This window comes from Leptospira levettii (assembly GCF_002812085.1).
GTDB lineage: Bacteria > Spirochaetota > Leptospiria > Leptospirales > Leptospiraceae > Leptospira_A > Leptospira_A levettii.
Genome location: NZ_NPDM01000001.1, coordinates 924,682 through 942,406 on the forward strand (window position 1 = coordinate 924,682; position 17,725 = coordinate 942,406).

Here is a 17,725-nt window from a genome sequence, read left to right on the forward strand (position 1 = left end):
TATGACCGTATGCAAAAAAGAATTCGAATCTCGCGTAACTTCGTTTTAGTTTTTGCAGCGGTTGTTTGTTTTACTCTCGCTGTTCCCACAAAACCTCTCAACTCCTATGAATCACTCAATGCTGTGCTCGCCATTGTGGGTCCAAAATCTATATCGACTTTAGATTACGAAGAAGGTGTAGAACGTTATAAAAACCTTTCTCGATTTTTCCCAAATTACCGCAAAAAAGGTTCTCTCCATTCACAGGTGATCGACTTTCTCATTGATCGGGCAGTTGTTGATATTGTTGCAGAAGAAGAATCAATCCAAGTCAATGAAAAACGGATCGAAGCTGAAATTCAAAAAAGAATGGATGCCCAAGGTATCAGTGACTTAGAGCAGTTTAAAAAATCGGTTCAAAACCAATTTAACTTACCCTATGATATTTGGTTGGATGACCTCCCTTACCAAATCAAAAAAGGACAACTTTTACAAATTAAAGTAAGTCCCCCACTTCCTTCAGAACAAGAAGTACAATCATGGTATAACAAAAACAAGTCGAAGGTTGGAAATGAATTTAAGTTTCGTGAGCTTGTTTTTTCACCAGCCAATGGTTCCATAGAAGAAGAATCTCGTTTGTTTAACGAACTCACTGAAATTCGAAACAAATCGTTAAATGACCCTTCCTTTTTTAAACTTGTGGCATCTGGCCCAAGGAATGAATCTCGTTACCGGTTGAACGGTGGACTTGTCAACTGGGTGCCTACATTTGAATTGTACAAAACCCAACCATCAACTGCTTCTGTGTTAGCACAAGTAGGTGGCCAAGGAAAATTCTCTGAAGTATTCCGTGACGATCGAAAACGATATTGTTTGGTTTATATTGAAGGTATGAGGCCAACTCCTCTCGATGCTGTTAGAAAAGGGATCCAGGGATTTTTATTTCGTGAAAAGGAACAAACTTCTTTTGAAGAATGGGTTGTTGTTACTCGCAAAAATATGGCAATTACAATCTTCGATCCAATTTACATCAAAGAACATAATATAAATAATCCCGAAGAAAAGTATAATTCAGATTAATGATCAATCGCAAAGAATACAATCCTAGTTTTGCTGTTGTTTATTTAGACACCCAAACACTTTCGTTTTTAGAATCTAATTTTGATCTAAAATTATTTGAAACATTTGTTTTCAAACTTCACAAAGTATTTCCAAATTTAAATCTCCACATCAATGTGAATGATTCCGTTAAAACAAATTTATCTAAATCAAAATTCTCGAATTCATTTGTTTTTTATGAACCAAACATAACCGAAATTGAATTCTTCAAACAATTTGGAAATTTATTACCTGAATCAATTTTTAAAGATCCAGAATGGGACGAAGTTTGTTTTTTATATTTTACTGGAATTTCACCCCTACTCAATACATCGTTAACAGAAAAAATTTGGAATCGTCATAAAAACTTTTTTTCTCAGTATTCTTATTCAGAGAATATTCCACCTGGCCTAATTCCAACTGTCATCACAAGAGAATTTTTGAGTTCCTTGCCAGACCATCTAACAACCGATATTCATTCATTTTTTCTAAAGAATATCAATCAATATGATGTAGATATTTTTTTCCAATCTCCTGATTTACGACAATTACGTCTGGATTTTCGTTATCATTCACTAAGATCCAATACTCTTATCAACGGTTTACTTGCTATAGCAGAAGAAATTCCATACGAGGATTTACTCTCCACTTTAAAACAAAATCCTGAATTGTATCGAAGTTCTCCATCTTATATGGAATGGGAAATTTACAAAGGATGTGAACTCTCCTGTGTATTTTGCCCACGCGAATTTATTGATAAATCAAATGATGGAAGTTTTGTTCCACTTGCTACTGTAAAATCATTGGTTTCAAAATTCCAAAAAGAATTAACTTCTCCTATCACCATCAGTTTATCGGGAAATGGAGAACCACTGTTACACCCTGAGTTTACCTCAATTATAAAAGAAATCCTGACTCTTTCCCAACTCAAAGAACTTATCATTGAAACAGCTTTATACAAAAATGTAGACCATTTGGTTTCCCTCATCCAGGAACTGGATCAAACTAATAAAGAAAAACTTTGTATCATCACCAATCTTAGTACTTTAAAAGAAAAAACATACCAAACATTATATGGCAAAAAAGGACTCACTACTGTTTTAGAATCGGTGGATACTCTTTCCAAACTTTTACCTAAAAATTCCTTCTATGTACAAATGATCAAAATGAAAGAAGTAGAAGATGAAATCGATCCTTACTTTACTTCATTTGAAAAAAAGGGAATCAATATCATTCTACAAAAATACAATCGTTTTGCCAATCAACTACCGGAACGAAGAGTAAGTGACCTAACACCAATCCATAGAGACTTTTGTTGGCATTTGACACGTGATTTATATGTAAATGTGACAGGTGATGTTTCAATTTGTAAACAAAACCAACCTAAAATCATTGGAAATCTTTTTACGGAATCCTTATCTGATGTTTGGAAAAAAGGCCAAGAGTCTTTTCGTCATAGTTTTAACGGTGAACATGACAAAATCTCTGCTCCTTGTTTGAATTGTGATGAGTGGTATACATTCAACGCATGATAGTTTTGCCTTCATTCAGGCAAGACTAGGCTCTACTCGATTTCCAAAAAAAATATTAAAATCAATACCTGAGGATTCAGGAATCACATTTTTAGATCATATCCATCGCCGATTATCAACTGTATTTGAACATAACCAAATTATTTTTCTCATCCCAGAGTCAGATGAAGAATCCATTCAATTTCTAAACACTAGAGGATATCTTTATTTCTGTGGATCTGAATTAGATGTCAGAGACCGATTCCGTAAAGCGGCAATCCATTTTGGTGCAAAACATATTTTTCGACTAACGGCCGATAACCCTTTTATAGATATTGATTCAATTCGTTATTTATATGAAGCAATTCTAGAAATCAAGGAAACTTATTATAGTTTGTCAATGAATGGTTTGCCCCTCGGAATGGGAGTGGAATGTTTTTCAACCGCTTCATTGTGTTATGACACAGAAGAAACTCAATTAGAACGACATAAAGAACATGTATCCCTACACATCAAAGAATTCCCTGAAGTTCATAAACAATATCGACTTTCACCACCCCATTTACAACCGCTAGACATATATAGAAAATTTCAAAACGGAGAGTTATCTCATCTCAGAATCACTGTTGATGAGAAAAAAGATTTTGAATTGATTTGCAAAATTTGGAATCAATTGGGAGAAACGAATCCTTTTTTTGGAGCAAAAGAAGTATTAGAGTTATATGATATTAATCCAAATTTTTTTAATTTGAATGCAAACGTAGAACAGGTTGTATTCACACTACCCAAAACGGAAAAAAACAAAAAAAGGATAAATGTTTTGTATGGAAACCCACTTCAATTTGGGTACGGACACTTTGAACGATGTAAATCCTTATCAATTTATTTGCAACTAAATGAATATGATGTTCAACTTAAAGATACATTTTTAGAAGAAGAATCAAACATTCCCCATATTTTTGATACAAGGGAAATCGAATATCCAGTTCAAAATGCTTTTTATATCGATAACTTGAATCATCCACCAAACACTACCAATGCTACTTTTTTTCTACCACATCCTTCAATTCCGAGTTCGAATGAAAATTCACTTTCCTACTATAGTTCACCCTTATCTGAACTCAAATCAACAAATCCAGAATCATCTGGAAAATTATTGGTTTATGCAGGACAATTGGATGAAACCGAATCACAACAGATTGATGAGTTTTTATTACAGTTCCACCAATCCAAAAATCAAGTGAATCCACACTTCCATTCCATCCTACGCATTGGTGGTCAAAAACCAAAGGATTCACACATTGAATACCAACCAAGAATTTCGTATTCTGAATTCCTCAGAGAAATTGATTCTTCCGAATGGGTCTGCACGTATTTTGGTCAAACGATGATCGAAGGAATGGCAAAATCCAAAAAGGTTTCTTTAATTGGAATTTCTGAAATCCATGAAACTCTTGGATTGTTTGCCGAAAAAGAACTAGGAATTCCATATCTTGGTCCGTTATCTAAATTGAATCAAATCAATCATTTTCCTAACAAAACGAACTCAAAGAAAATCAAATTGGTTCGCGATGCTCATACAAAAATTTTAAATTGGTTAAATTCCATTGTTTAAACACGATATGAAAATAAAATATAAGTTCATCTTAACCCTACTCTTTTTTGTAACATTTCAATATAACTTAATTGCTGATGCAGAAGATCAGGAATCGATCGAAATCAATGCAAAAATTGAAATCGAAAAGGTAAGTCGAAATATCATCAATGCATTACGTTATGGTAAATTCGGTTTAGCAGATGCTGAATGGAAAAAAATTCAGTCTGATGTTTACAAATCATTTGCTGAGTATGATTACTTGAATGGAAGTTTGTTATACTCGAGAATGGAATGGCAAGAAGCCAAAGAAAGTTTAAATCGAACTCTAAAAAAAGAACCAAACCATGAAGCAGCTAGTTTCCTACTAGGTATGATTTATGCGCAAGAGGACAGTTGGTCTGAAGCGAAGGAAACTTGGTTAGAAACAAACCAAATTTCTCCCTATAATCCTTTTTATCATTATAACTTAGGATTAGCGTATTACATTTTAAAAGACTATAATAATGCCATTACTTCTTTAAGCAAATCTTTGGAATACAAAGCGAACTATAATGAAGCAAAACTCATTTTAGCAAAAACCTATTTGGAACTCAACCAAGTAGAAAAAGCAAAGTCTGAACTAACCACTATTTTAGAACAAGATCCAAAACATATGTTAGCATCTCATCTAATGGGACGAGTGGTGTATTTACTCGAAAAAGATCCAAAAAAATCTCTTTCCTTTTTAAAAAACCCAAGGGCATTGGGTTGGAGAGAAAAAAAAGTATATGCACGTTGTTTTTTTGAAATGAGAAAATGGAGAGAAGCGGAGAATTTGCTCAGGCCGATCGCATATTCTCCGTTTGCTGATGAATACGACCAAAGTTTTTACTTAAACTTACTTCTCAATTTAGGATTTGATGAAAGGGCCAATGACTTTTTTCATTTCATCCAAAAACAATCTCAAAACGAGTCAAAAATTGCCGAAGCGTACAGAATGTTACTCTCTTCCCGCGAAGGAAAAGATTTACTTTATCATTACTTTAAATTGAGATATTAAGACTACGAAACAACGATATCCGTTTTGGCTTGGGTGTATTTCCACTCCACTGCCACACGAATCAATTTTTCGTTTTCTGTGATGCTTAGTTTGGATTTGATGCGAGAACGTAAGGTTTCAATAGTGGATGGTGCAAGTCCCATATTGGCAGCAATTTCCTTCACAGGCATTCCTTCTCCAATCATAAGAAATACTTCCAACTCTCGATTGGACAATCGATCTATTGGATCTTTTTCGTCTTTTTGAGAAGCACGGTACAAATGTCCAAGTAGTCTTGTCGCTTGTGAAGAACTTACAAAATAATCGCCCTTCAGTACGGTGTGAATCGCTTCTACAATTTGTGTGGTTGTGTCTTCTTTGAACACGTAACCCATTGCGCCTAATTTGAAGGCACGATCCACAAAAGTATCGTCCGTCAACATACTGATGATGATGACGGCAATATTTGGAAAAGTTGTTCTAAGCTTTTTCAGAAGTTGTAAACCGTTTTGGTTTTGTTTGAGTTGGATATCAATCAAAACAAGTGTAGGTTGCATTTGTTCTATATCGTTAAAGGCTTTTTCAATATTATCTGCACTTCCAATACACTCTAAATCATCAGATTTAGCGATTAGATTTTGTAATGCATCCACTACAAGAGGATGGTCATCAACGATATAGACTTGTTTTTTCATAACTTCCGGCTCTAAGATTCTTTTAACGCTGCAATCATCTCTTGCGTAGCTTTTTTACCATCACCAAACAACATCAAACAGTTGTCAGCAATGAAGAGTGGATTGGGAACTCCCGCAAATCCAGCACTCAAACTTCTTTTGATCACAACTACCGTTTTTGCATTTCCAACATCCAAGATCGGCATACCAGCAATTGGTGATTTTGGATCTGTTTTTGCAAGTGGGTTCGTTACGTCATTAGCGCCATTAACGATTACAACATCAACATTTTCGAAAGTACTATTGATCTCGTCCATCTCTTTCAAGCGATCATAAGGAATATCTGCTTCAGCTAGTAATACGTTCATATGACCAGGCATACGACCAGCTACTGGATGGATTGCAAAAGTAACATCGATTCCACGAGCAGTTAAAAGTTGGTATAAATCTCTTACTGTATGTTGTGCTTGTGCCACAGCCATACCATAACCAGGAACGATTACAACACTTCTTGCAACATCAAGTAACATTGCCACTTCTTCTGCACTCGTTGATTTGACTTTACCAGAGTAAAAATCGCCATCATCTTTCATTTCTGTAGCGACAGCCCCGAATCCACCAAAGAGAACATTCGTCAAACTTCGGTTCATTGCTTTACACATGATTTGTGTTAGAATGATTCCAGATGCTCCTACGAGTGATCCTGAAATGATAAGAACATTATTATTGAGTACGAATCCTGTAGCAGATGCCGCGATCCCTGAGTATGAGTTGAGAAGGGAAATCACAACTGGCATATCAGCTCCCCCAATTGGGATCACAAGGAAGATCCCAAGAAGTAAACTCACACCACTTAAGATCCAATAAATAGACTCATCTGTTGGTTCCATACAACCATAGACACCGAGACCAACTGCAGTAAGTCCAACTAAGATTTTAACAAGTTGGTCACCTGGGTAACGAACTGCTTTTTCAGTAATAAAACCTTGTAACTTTCCGAATGCGATAAAACTTCCAGAGAAAGTAATCCCACCCACGATGGCAGAGAAAACAATCGAAACGATTTCCTGGTAATTCACTGCTGTCGCATATTTTGGAATCGACAATTGTAATGCAGCACCAGCTACAAATACAGACGCAATACCACCAAATCCATTCAGAACGGCAACAAGTTGAGGCATCGCTGTCATTTGGATTTTGATTGCGAGAATGATTCCGATCACAGATCCGATGAGAACACCAACAGCGATCCATTCATAAGAAAGTATTTCCCTGTCGAAGAGTGTTGCGACAACTGCGATGAGCATCCCCAGTGCACCGAGTAGATTTCCCCGAGTGGCTGTCTTTGGATGTGCTAATTGTTTGATACCAATGATGAAAAGGATGGAAGCGATCAGGTAGGATAAATTTAAAATGCTAATGAGTTCCATTATTTCGGTGCATCCTTTTTCTTGAACATGCCAAGCATTCTATGTGTAACGAGAAATCCGCCCACTACGTTGATGGTAGCAAAAATAACAGAGAGTAAGCCCAAAATTTTGGTGATATTGCTCTCTTGGATTCCAGCAGCATACAATGCACCGATGAGGGTGATGCCGGAAATGGCGTTCGAACCCGACATAAGTGGGGTGTGGAGGATGGGAGGGATTTTTGTGATGATTTCAAATCCCACGAAGATCGCTAAAACGAAAATCGTGACGGCTGTAACAAATATTTCCATAAACTAGTAGTAGTTATGGAAAAAATGGCCATTTTGGAAACAATATTTTCGGGAATTTTACGTAAGTAGTGTCCTGAAATGACAAAAGAATGGGGATTCCTTGGGCATTCTTACCTAGTTTTCCGCATCAAATCAGGTTTTCCTCGAAGACTTGGACCACTTTCCATTGAAATCCGAACAGCTTGTGCAAACATAATTCGATTCTTTCCGTTTCGTACAAATGATTCTCTTTTTTTAGGATTAAAATATGGAATGGAAAAGGAATCGGAACCTAGTTAGATCATGTAACAAACCATATGTGATTTAAGTTTCAAAGTCAAAACTGAATCTACACATTTTATCAATGGGAATCAATTCCCATCTTCCTATGCGATTTGTTTTGACAAATCTTATGGAAGAGTTACCTTCTTTTTCATTCCCAAAATGAAATCGTTTTTCCTTCTCATTGTCTTTCTTCTCAACTGCCAAATTAGTTGGTATCATACCCGAGTTTCAATCAACCACGGGGATGAAATCCCAATTTCCCAAGCAGGTCCAGTTTTCAATGAAAGCGGAACAACTTGTTTTATCTCAAGTATCCCTTTTGCCATGGAAGGCGAAAATCCAAAGACAACACTTCCAACAAGGCCGATCATCGATCGACAATTCATCGAAAACTTACGCACAAATTTAAATTTGAAAGGGATTCCGACCAAACATATTAAGGAAGTATTTGGTATTCCCAAAAACTGGCCCCATTTCGAATTAATGCAATCTTTCAGAACATCTCCAAACTTTAATCGATTCAAACAAATTGAATCTATGACAATTGATGAATCGGAAAAAACGAAATTACATAAGTTTGCTGAGATTACAGATGAAAATACGTATTTTCTTAAAGTGGATGATGTCACAAGTTTATTTAACGATTATGAAGACTGTTCCTACTATTATCACATCGTTTATCAAAAAAAGGAAAAAGATAATTATAATCTCCTAACATTCTTTTTGACCTTGGGAATCTTACCCACAGTAAATTATGAGAATCACTATTACGCAGTGTATTCAAGAAAACCGTTAGAAAAAAAACTGAATCTTGTAACCTATAAATATGGTTACAGAAGACTCATTAGCCTACTACTGTTACCTACTTTTAATTTTTTTAATGAAGTCAGATTATATAACCAAGACTATCGATTTTTTGATCATTCCAAAGATCAATTTCTAAGTTCCCTAGAAAACAAAAATAGCGAACCACTACCAATCAAATACCTAAATCCTGTTTATGGAGATGTTAAGGATAATCTTTATATCTCTGATTCAGGTTTATTTGATACCAAAATTCCAGTGGATGCTCGGTATGCTGTGATTCGCGATGGAAAAGTAAATGTCAGTTTTTATGATCCGATTCACGGGTTATACAAAATCCAAGCCATCAATGTAAATCAGAAGATCAACTCTGATATCATTACAAATGGAATCGAACCAACCCTTAAAGATTTCATCAAAACAAAGTTAGTTGAAAAAATTCAAAAAAAATTTCCAAAATCAACTATTGTTCACGAATCTTTTACTCCCGAATATCGAGATGGAACTTATACTTTTATTTTGGAAATTAACAAACCTGAAGCAAATTTAGAAACATTTAAAAAAGAATATTTTGTTTTTTCCTGTTTTAAATCGCAAAGTCAGATTTTCATTCTTTCCAAAACTTTTCTAAAAGAATACAACGAACTCATTTCTCCTCAAATGGCCGAAGCAGAAATTATCGATTTTTATTCCAAAGTCAATTTCCGTTCCAAGTACATCGAACCAAAACCATTGGATTTAGAAGTCAGTATGAATGAATCCAAATCCAAGTCGGAGAAGCAAGAGGACGAAGAAGACGACGATGATGACGAAGAAGGGGAAGAGGGAGAAGAAGAAGTCGCAGCTGGGTTTAGTTCAGGTGGTGAAATCGATTTAGGTGGTCTATTTTCGATCTTAAAAGAAAGAACTTACATCCCAAAAGGAAAATTGGATCTCAAACCTGGTCGATTTAAATTCAATTCGGCACGCTTTAATGCACCAAAAGTAACTCGTTCCAAATTCCATTTCAAACCAGGACGAAGTAAAAATTTTTCTAGGCCAGCAAAATGGAGACGATAAGATGATGAATCGATCGTCCATTGTTTGCTCCATTGGTTGTCTTGCGGAATCTCTATACAATAAAAATCATCCAGAATGGATTTGAGAAATTCTGTTTCCAAAAATACCTTTCAATCAACACCTGCTGGATCCCGTAGTCCAAGTTCCAAAAATCCCTTTGCTCTTAAAATGCAAGAATCACATTTCCCACAAGGTTTTCCTAGGACAGGATCATAACATGAATGGGTTAGGTGGAGTGGCGCATTTACGTGCAATCCAAGTTCTATGATTTCTTTTTTGCCCAGATGCAGAAGAGGAGTTTTGATCTGAATCGAATCTCCTAACCCACTGACTCCTTTTTTTGTGCCGAGATTTGCCATCTTTTGAAAAGACTCAATAAACTCAGGCCGACAATCGGGATACCCAGAATAATCCAATGCATTCACTCCAATGTAAATGGAATCATAACCATGACCTTCTGCGAGGGACAAAGCAAATGAAAGGAATAGTATATTACGTCCAGGTACATAAGTATTTGGAATCTCTTTATCATTACCACTAAACAATGATTTGGCGTTTTTTCTCACTTTGATTTTTTTTTCGGTAAGAGAACTTCCTAAAAAAAATCCTGGATCCAATTTTTGGATCACATGTTTGACTCCGAGTTCTTTCGCTATTTTTTTACTTTTGATGAGTTCAATTTTATGTTTTTGGGAATAATCGAACGAAAGTGCGAGAATTGGTAATTTTTTGTTTTTGGGATATCCAAATTCTTTTGCGGCAACATAGAGACAAGTAGTCGAATCTAGTCCACCTGACAAAAGTACTACGGCACCTTTTTTTCCAAATTGGGATTTGTTTGTGGAATCCGAAACGGAAACCATTTATTTTTTTGGTCCTCTATACACACAGGAACTTGTACAAGTTTCGTAAAGAGTGATTTTATCGAGAAGTGGAAGTTTTGGTTTCAATTGGTTCCAAAGCCATACAGCAATGTTTTCGCTTGTTGGATTTTCTAATCCTGGTACATCATTTAATACATAATGATCCAAATGTTCATCTAATATCGGTTTAACGATAGATTTTAATTCACCAAAATCCATAATCCAACCTGTATGTGGATCGATTTCACCCTTTAGATACACAGCAAAACGAAAACTATGTCCATGCATTCGTTTGCATTTGTGTCCTTCTGGGACATTTGGTAAAAAATGGGCAGCTTCAAAACCAAAGGTTTTGGAAAGTTCGATCTCTTCCATCACTCTTCCGTTGCGTATTCCGTAAATAGTGACTTTTGGTTTCCTGCATGGTCTTGGAATTCGACTGGGTAATTGGATGTAAAACACGCATCACAAAATCCACCACCTTTATGTCCTTCCACTGCTTTATGCATTGTATCCAATGTTAAATAAGCAAGTGAATCTACACGAAGGTACTTTTGAATTTCTTCAATTGTATGTGTAGAAGCGATGAGTTCTTTGTGAGTTGGAATATCAATTCCATAATAACATGGGGCAACGGTTGGTGGTGCGGAAACGCGGAAATGGATTTCTTTAGCTCCAGCATTCCGGATCATTTTGATGATCTTTCGGCTAGTGGTTCCTCTCATTACCGAGTCGTCAATGATGACAACACGTTTACCATTCACCACTTCCTTTACCACATTGTATTTAATTTTGGCACCGAAATCGCGGATCTTTTGGTCAGGTTCAATGAAGGTTCGACCAATATAATGCGAACGCACAAGACCACTTTGGTACGGAATTCCTGACTCTTCACTGTATCCAAGAGCTGCAATGTTTGCGGAATCCGGAACAGGGATGATCACATCTGCTTCCACTGGCATAACACGTGCAAGTTGGCGTCCTAAGGATTTTCTCACTTTATAAACAGATTCTTCAAAGATATAAGAATCAGGTCTTGCAAAGTAGATGTATTCAAAAATACAAAGGCTTGGTTTTGCTTTTGGGAATGGATAAAGAGATCGCATTCCCGTATGGTCAATCACAACCATCTCACCAGGTTCCACATCCCTTACATATTCAGTTTCGGTAATGTCGAAAGCGCAGGTTTCAGAAGCAAAAACAATGGCTCCGTCGGATCGTTTCCCCATCACAAGTGGGCGAAATCCATTTGGATCCCGAACAGCAATGAGGTATCTTGGAGTTAACACTAACAAAGAATAGGCCCCTCGCACTTGAGCGAGAGATTCACAAAGAGCTTCGAGAAGGTCTGTTTTATGGCTTTTGGCCATTAAGTGGACAATGACTTCGGAATCGATGGTGGTTTGGAAGATGGAACCATCACGTTCTAACTTATTGCGGATGTCCCAAGAGTTCACAAGGTTTCCATTATGGGCTAGAGCCACAGGTCCCAAGTGAGATTCCACGCGGATGGGCTGGGCATTCCTTAGAAAACTCGCTCCCGTTGTGGAATACCGGTTATGGCCAATGGCCGAATCCCCAATGAGCTCTTTGATCTTCGGCTGGGTGAAGATATTTGCCACGAGGCCCATGTTGGCATACCGGTATAAGTGTGATCCATCGGTTGAGACGATCCCACTGGACTCCTGGCCTCGGTGTTGCATCGAGTACAAACCTAGGTAGGTAAAATTAGCAGCTTCCTTGCTATTGTAGATGCCGAATATGGCACATTCTTCTTTTGGTTTGTCAGATTGGAGAATCATTGTTAGAATGACAATTGCAGTATTTCCAAAATCCCAATTAGATGCAAATCAATTCCAACTATATTCTCGTCGATACAGCAAAAGCTTTAGATTTGGCTCTGATCAATCTAAGACAGTCGAAAATCATGTCGATTGACACAGAGTCCTCGGGTTATTACACATATTACCCCAAAGTTTGTCTCATTCAGATCAATTCCAATGGCAAAAACTACCTAATTGACCCACTTAAGATCACAAATTTGTCAGCTTTAGGTCCTTTGTTTGAAGATCCCAATATTCTGAAAATCTTCCATTCGGCACAAGATGACATCAAAGCCCTCAAACGCGACTTTGGATTCAAATTTGTGAACACAGCAGACACAATGATCAGTTCTCGTTTGTTGTCATTAGAACAAAGTTCGTTATCATTTGTCGTGGAACATTACCACAAAGTGACTCTTTCCAAAGTGGAACAAAAGTCCAATTGGGAAATCCGACCTCTTCAAAAACAACAACTCAAATACGCTGCACTCGACACAGCATATCTTGAATCCATTTGGTTAAAAATGGAAGAGGAACTGAAACGCAGAACTCTATACGAAGAAGCAAAGTCAGAATTTGAATTCATCGCTTCCGAAGATTACGTAGCAAAAGAAGGAGAAGGATTTTCTCTTGGAAAATTTCCAGACATCCTCAATTTCACACCACTCGAACGTAGGAAAATATTAGAACTCCTTCGATACCGAGATGAAAAAGCAAAACGAATCAATAAAGCAAGTTTTCGAGTGTTTAATAATGACCGATTGTCACAAGCGGTTAAGGGACATCCAAACGAAGAAAAATGTGTGGAATGGTTTGGAAAAAAAGATGGAACCGAAATTTTCAAACTTCTGACAGCCGAATACAACGATCCTATTGATACATCTGAACTTTCTAAACGTCATGGCGAAGATTTAAACGAAGACGAAAACCATAAATTCGAAAACGCAAAAAAATGGCGCCTTCGTATTATGCGTGCTAGACGGATGGAACATTCCCTTCTTCCTTCGAATAAACAATTGATTACAATTCTAAAGGCAGCTCCAAAAGATTTAGATGAGTTAAAAGCACTTCATGTGTTTTCCGATTGGAAAGTGCAAAATTATGGACCAAGTTTACTTGCTGCCATCCAAGGACTTCCTTTCGATTCGATGATCAACCGTTTGGTGGCAATTCGTTCCAAAGAAGCATTTGTTGCAAAACGTAGGAAAAAACAAAACCAAAACTCGAAAGACGAGGGTTGATGTTACCCTACGAGTCCTTTGTCGAAAAACTTTCGAGGGACTTTGATTCCATCCCCGAGACATCGGAAACCAAATCCGGTGTCATTTTCCCCTTGTTTGGGACGAACACAACTGCAGAAGGGATTATCCTCACAGAACGTGCCAAACACCTAAAATCTCACCCTGGTCAAATTTCCTTTCCAGGGGGAGTGATGGAAACATCAGACCCTAATTTACTCGTCACGGCACTTCGGGAATGGGAAGAAGAGATGGGTGTCAAACAAACCACCCTTGATGTACTCGGTAAATTGCAAGGACTCCATACTCGCACAGGGTTTCACATCACTCCCTTTTTAGCGAAATACAATGGGGATTTTTTGTTTTCCAAAAACGATGATGAAGTGGAACGAGTGATCCTGCTTCCCTTTTCCGAACTTTGGACAAAACCTTTTTATGCCATTGAAATCCCCAATCGAGAACCAAAACATTTTGCCTATTATTTTGATTTACCTGATGGACTTCTGTGGGGAGCAACCTGTGAAATGATCCTTCGTTTTTTGAAAGACCATTCTTCCTTTGATCGAACACCTAAATTAGTCAAACCCAACCTGGCAAAACCTCCATTTTTAGATCCCAAATCCCTCTAAGGTCATTTCTCGTTTTCGCCGATGTTGTACAGGTGCAAAAACGAATCGGAAAGAATACAAAAAATTTAAAGACTCATCCATTGGGAATTTTGTTTGTATTGTCACTTTTTTTGCTTTTTTCTTATCCACATTCGATTCTTCCTCAAACCTCAACTAACAAACGCTATGTTTTCATTCTAGATGCTAGTGGTTCCATGTCTGAGAAATGGGATGGCAAAACGCGAATGGCCGTTGCCAAAGAAAAACTCATTCAGGTATTGAGTGGACTGCCTAAAGATGCAAGTGTTGGTCTTGTGGCGTATGGAAACAGAATTGCAGGTTGCCAATCCGCAAGATTGTATCACCCGATCCAAAAAGGAGGAGCAAATGTCGTGAGCCAAAAACTCGCCACAATTGTCCCTGCAGGTTCTACTCCTATCGCTCAAACCTTACAAGTAGTAGGCGAATACTTATTAAATGACCAAGTGGAAACTGAAATTATTTTTATCTCTGATGGTGTGGAAAGTTGTGAAGGAGATCCAAAATCTGTTTTGTACAATTGGCGCCAGTCTGGAAAAAAATTTCGCCTCCAGATCCTTGGCATCGACATCGATCCGAAAGGTGAAGAAGACTTAAAACGACTCTCCATTTTGGGAGAAGGAAATTATTTTCCTTTAAAAGGACCAGAGGACTACGACCGTTCTTTCCAAAAGATTTTTTCCCATTTGCAAACACCAGAAACAAATGGAAACTTCACAAACCTTCCGATTACACCTCCTATGGATTCCTCACTCCCAACCAGTGCAAACATTGGTAAAATTCATATCGTCAATATCTTACCGTATGAAGAAGGAACGGAAAATGGGTATATCATAAATTATGAATATTCCGCGTCCCATTATACCGAATACATGATCCAACTTTACCTATACCCAGTAGAAGAAAAACACAGAAGTTTTCCCATCCCTCCCCTTCGGGAAAGGCGAATGGGAGACCTCGTTAGCCAAAAAATTGAATTGAAGTTAGGAAAAGAAGGAAAAGGAAAATTTGTGATTCCCTTACCACCTGGAAAACGAATGAAATCATCCCTCGAACTCTGGGATATGACAGGGGTTCCCAAAATTATTGCCCTTTCTGATGAAAAACACATTCACGATAAATCCAATTTTGACCGAAATGATAGGTAATGAGACAGAATTCTAATATTCGGAAGTGTTTTGTTCTGGGAATTTTATTCCTTTTCTGTTTTGGATTTGGAGTTTTCCATCCCCTTCTCGCTGAACGTTCCACCCAATCTGTTTTTGCCAAAGAAAGGGACAAACAAGCAGACCTTCTCTACCAAAAAGCAAAAGAATTTTTAGAAGACCGTAACCATTACCAATCAGTCGAAACTTGCAAAAGTTTTTTGATTTTGTACCCTGGGCATCCCAAAACGAGAGAGGTTCGAAAAACCTTAAGTGCCAATTACCGAATGACTGGTGACATTTTGGCTCTTGCAGAGAATGAACTCAAAATCTACAAAGAATTTCCCAATACAGAAGAAGGCCTAGAATCTTACTTATTGTCTGGTAAAGCCTATGTGCGTATGGGCAGAGAAGACAAAGCCTATCAGATTTTTCAGGACATTATCAAAAATACGTATTCGAGTAAAATTGCCCAAGAAGCAGAATTAGAACTGACTCAGATGGAAATTTTAGGAGAGAGTAAAAATAAGTAATTTTTACGAAAATATTGCCCTAGGGATCTCCGATAATAAACTAGGCACGTTGAGCAAAAAGGGTCCAGAGATTTAAGAATGTCGTTTTTTCAAATGGTTACTTTCCCAGCGAACTCCTACATCATTGTAGAGGGGAAAAAGGATGCGAACAATTTCTATATCATCCGTGAGGGGAAGGTACGTGTCACTCGCGAGACAGCTGTTGTTGGTGAGGACCCCAATCAGGTTTTAGGACCAGGTGACTTTTTTGGTGTTGTTGCTGCGATGAGCCAACACCCACAGATTGAATCTGCAACTTCCCTTACCAATGTATCTTTAATCTCTGTTAGTTACGACCAGTTTGGAACCCTCATCCAAAAATCAACTGCCGTTGCGATGAATATCATTCGTTTCTTCTCGATGAAGTTACGACAATTTGATACAACCATCACTAGATTATCCTTTCGAAATGCTGTTGAAGAAGATCCAAACGAACTTTTTAAGATTGGAGAATATTATTTCCAACAGCAAAATACATCACACGCTACGTTTGCTTACCAAAGTTATTTAAAACACCTTCCCAATGGTCAATTTGTACCGCAGGCAAAACTGCGATTACAAACCATAAACCAACCTTTCCAATCAGCTCCTATTGATTATACTAAGTTCAATCGTAATTACAAAGACAGCGAAATGATCTTTTGTGAACATGAGCCTGGTAAAGAACTCTTCATCTTACAAAGTGGAAAGGTTAAAATTTCAAAAATCGTAAACCAAAACGAGGTGATGCTCGCGGTTCTCCAAGCGGGAGACATTTTTGGTGAGATGGCAATTTTAGATAATAAACCACGTTCTGCTTCTGCAGTGGCAGCGGGTGATGTGGAACTCCTAGCGATCAACAAAGCCAACTTCGAAGGCATGGTGAAAGCTCAACCACAACTTGCGACCCGACTCATCACACTTTTGTCCGAACGGATTTGGATTGCTTACAAACAATTAGCAAACCTTCTTCTCAAAGACCCACAAGGTCGAATTGTGGACACACTCATGACCCTTGCGGAAAAAAATCGAATCAAAGTAGCGCCCAAACAAGCCTATAATTTTGAGATTGGAACGAAAGACCTTCTGAAGATGGTGGGTCTCACTGATCCAAAAGACGAACTGATCATTTCCGATATCATGAAAAATAATAAATTTATTCGCTTGGACATGGGAAAAATTGTTTGTTCCGACATGGCAGAATTAGAAAAACTCGTCCAATTCTATCATAAAAAGGCTAATATGGAGAATAAGCTCAAGAAGTTGAAATAACTTCTTGCCAAACAATTTCTCCTGACTTATGTTAGAGGCCAAAGAAATATGAGCGATAAGATATTAGTGGAAGAAAAGGGAAACACGATCCGTGTTCGCTTTATGGACCAAATCCTGGACGGAAATGCTCCCGAGTTACGGGAAATTTTAGCAGATATTTTGGAAAAGAATGTCCAAGAAATTTATTTGGATTTGGAAAAGGTTGTCATTGTGAGTTCCCTCGGGATCTCTCGTCTCCTCTCGTTTAAGAACAAAGCAGACGAAAAGAAAATGACTGTCAAAATTGTAAACATCCAAGACAAGTTAAAAGAAACTCTGAAAAAATTGATGTTAGATCAGTTTTTTGGAATTTAATTCAATTCAACGACCCACTCTTTTATAAAACCCCTTTCGGTATTTCAAACACAATAGCATCGTTTGGAATTCCATTGGGGGAATTCGAGTTTTTCCTTTCCACAACCT

The 17,725-nt window shown here is 37.5% G+C and carries 18 protein-coding genes; 12 read left to right on the top strand and 6 right to left on the bottom strand.

Annotated elements, in window-relative coordinates; genetic code table 11:
- Positions 1 to 9: 9 nt before the first annotated feature.
- Genes CH354_RS04260 through CH354_RS04275 form a run of 4 tightly spaced genes read left to right on the top strand, consistent with a single transcriptional unit; the run spans position 10 to position 5,224 of the window.
- A complete protein-coding gene (locus CH354_RS04260) occupies positions 10 to 1,059 on the top strand; it encodes a putative peptidyl-prolyl cis-trans isomerase (RefSeq protein ID WP_100725517.1) in 1,050 nt (349 codons plus the stop codon).
- Positions 1,059 to 2,609 (top strand): spiro-SPASM protein, encoded by a 1,551-nt coding sequence (locus tag CH354_RS04265; protein ID WP_100766295.1) that lies wholly within the window; start codon positions 1,059 to 1,061, stop codon positions 2,607 to 2,609. The genes CH354_RS04260 and CH354_RS04265 overlap by 1 nt, the downstream gene beginning before the upstream one ends.
- Complete coding sequence (locus CH354_RS04270) at positions 2,584 to 4,203, top strand: cytidylyltransferase domain-containing protein (RefSeq protein WP_100766296.1); 1,620 nt, start codon at positions 2,584 to 2,586, stop codon at positions 4,201 to 4,203. Before CH354_RS04265 ends, CH354_RS04270 begins: the two co-directional genes overlap by 26 nt.
- A gap of 7 nt (positions 4,204 to 4,210) precedes the next feature.
- Complete coding sequence (locus CH354_RS04275) at positions 4,211 to 5,224, top strand: tetratricopeptide repeat protein (RefSeq protein ID WP_100725936.1); 1,014 nt, start codon at positions 4,211 to 4,213, stop codon at positions 5,222 to 5,224.
- A 2-nt stretch (positions 5,225 to 5,226) separates the two neighbouring features.
- On the opposite strand, the gene CH354_RS04280 is transcribed toward CH354_RS04275, so the two are convergent.
- From CH354_RS04280 to CH354_RS04290, 3 genes are read right to left on the bottom strand one after another with little or no spacing between them, the layout of a single operon-like run.
- Entirely contained in the window at positions 5,227 to 5,898 is a 672-nt protein-coding gene (locus CH354_RS04280; protein WP_100719974.1) for a response regulator transcription factor, read from the bottom strand.
- Positions 5,899 to 5,909: 11 nt separating this feature from the next.
- Positions 5,910 to 7,307, bottom strand: a complete 1,398-nt coding sequence (locus CH354_RS04285; protein ID WP_100728664.1) for an NAD(P)(+) transhydrogenase (Re/Si-specific) subunit beta — start codon at positions 7,305 to 7,307, stop codon at positions 5,910 to 5,912.
- Entirely contained in the window at positions 7,307 to 7,597 is a 291-nt protein-coding gene (locus tag CH354_RS04290) for an NAD(P) transhydrogenase subunit alpha part 2 (protein ID WP_035983036.1), read from the bottom strand. Before CH354_RS04290 ends, CH354_RS04285 begins: the two co-directional genes overlap by 1 nt.
- A gap of 78 nt (positions 7,598 to 7,675) precedes the next feature.
- Between CH354_RS04290 and CH354_RS04295 the strand changes: the two genes are divergently transcribed.
- Positions 7,676 to 7,876: a hypothetical protein gene (locus CH354_RS04295; protein WP_100766297.1), complete on the top strand. Its 201-nt coding sequence runs from the start codon at positions 7,676 to 7,678 to the stop codon at positions 7,874 to 7,876.
- 144 nt (positions 7,877 to 8,020) lie between these two features.
- Positions 8,021 to 9,724, top strand: coding sequence for a hypothetical protein (locus CH354_RS04300; RefSeq protein WP_100766298.1), 1,704 nt, complete (start codon positions 8,021 to 8,023; stop codon positions 9,722 to 9,724).
- A 110-nt stretch (positions 9,725 to 9,834) separates the two neighbouring features.
- On the opposite strand, the gene queC is transcribed toward CH354_RS04300, so the two are convergent.
- From queC to purF, 3 genes are read right to left on the bottom strand one after another with little or no spacing between them, the layout of a single operon-like run.
- A complete protein-coding gene (gene queC / locus CH354_RS04305) occupies positions 9,835 to 10,587 on the bottom strand; it encodes a 7-cyano-7-deazaguanine synthase QueC (RefSeq protein WP_100725522.1) in 753 nt (250 codons plus the stop codon).
- Positions 10,588 to 10,962 (bottom strand): 6-carboxytetrahydropterin synthase QueD, encoded by a 375-nt coding sequence (gene queD / locus CH354_RS04310; RefSeq protein WP_012387208.1) that lies wholly within the window; start codon positions 10,960 to 10,962, stop codon positions 10,588 to 10,590.
- Positions 10,962 to 12,389, bottom strand: coding sequence for an amidophosphoribosyltransferase (purF, locus tag CH354_RS04315; RefSeq protein WP_100719967.1), 1,428 nt, complete (start codon positions 12,387 to 12,389; stop codon positions 10,962 to 10,964). Before purF ends, queD begins: the two co-directional genes overlap by 1 nt.
- Positions 12,390 to 12,430: 41 nt before the next feature.
- Between purF and CH354_RS04320 the strand changes: the two genes are divergently transcribed.
- The 6 genes from CH354_RS04320 to CH354_RS04345 all read left to right on the top strand — a co-directional run bounded on the left by CH354_RS04320 (position 12,431) and on the right by CH354_RS04345 (position 17,617).
- Positions 12,431 to 13,651 (top strand): ribonuclease D, encoded by a 1,221-nt coding sequence (locus CH354_RS04320; protein ID WP_100719966.1) that lies wholly within the window; start codon positions 12,431 to 12,433, stop codon positions 13,649 to 13,651.
- The gene (locus tag CH354_RS04325) at positions 13,651 to 14,277 is read left to right on the top strand and encodes an NUDIX hydrolase (RefSeq protein WP_100719965.1); all 627 of its coding nucleotides are present in this window, start codon (positions 13,651 to 13,653) and stop codon (positions 14,275 to 14,277) included. The genes CH354_RS04320 and CH354_RS04325 overlap by 1 nt, the downstream gene beginning before the upstream one ends.
- 194 nt (positions 14,278 to 14,471) lie before the next feature.
- On the top strand, positions 14,472 to 15,443 hold the full coding sequence (locus CH354_RS04330; RefSeq protein WP_420843819.1) for a vWA domain-containing protein: 972 nt from the start codon (positions 14,472 to 14,474) through the stop codon (positions 15,441 to 15,443).
- Positions 15,443 to 15,973: a tetratricopeptide repeat protein gene (locus CH354_RS04335; RefSeq protein ID WP_100766299.1), complete on the top strand. Its 531-nt coding sequence runs from the start codon at positions 15,443 to 15,445 to the stop codon at positions 15,971 to 15,973. Before CH354_RS04330 ends, CH354_RS04335 begins: the two co-directional genes overlap by 1 nt.
- A 78-nt stretch (positions 15,974 to 16,051) precedes the next feature.
- Positions 16,052 to 17,263, top strand: a complete 1,212-nt coding sequence (locus tag CH354_RS04340) for a Crp/Fnr family transcriptional regulator (RefSeq protein WP_100725524.1) — start codon at positions 16,052 to 16,054, stop codon at positions 17,261 to 17,263.
- 48 nt (positions 17,264 to 17,311) lie between these two features.
- A complete protein-coding gene (locus tag CH354_RS04345) occupies positions 17,312 to 17,617 on the top strand; it encodes an STAS domain-containing protein (RefSeq protein ID WP_012387201.1) in 306 nt (101 codons plus the stop codon).
- Positions 17,618 to 17,725: the final 108 nt, after the last annotated feature.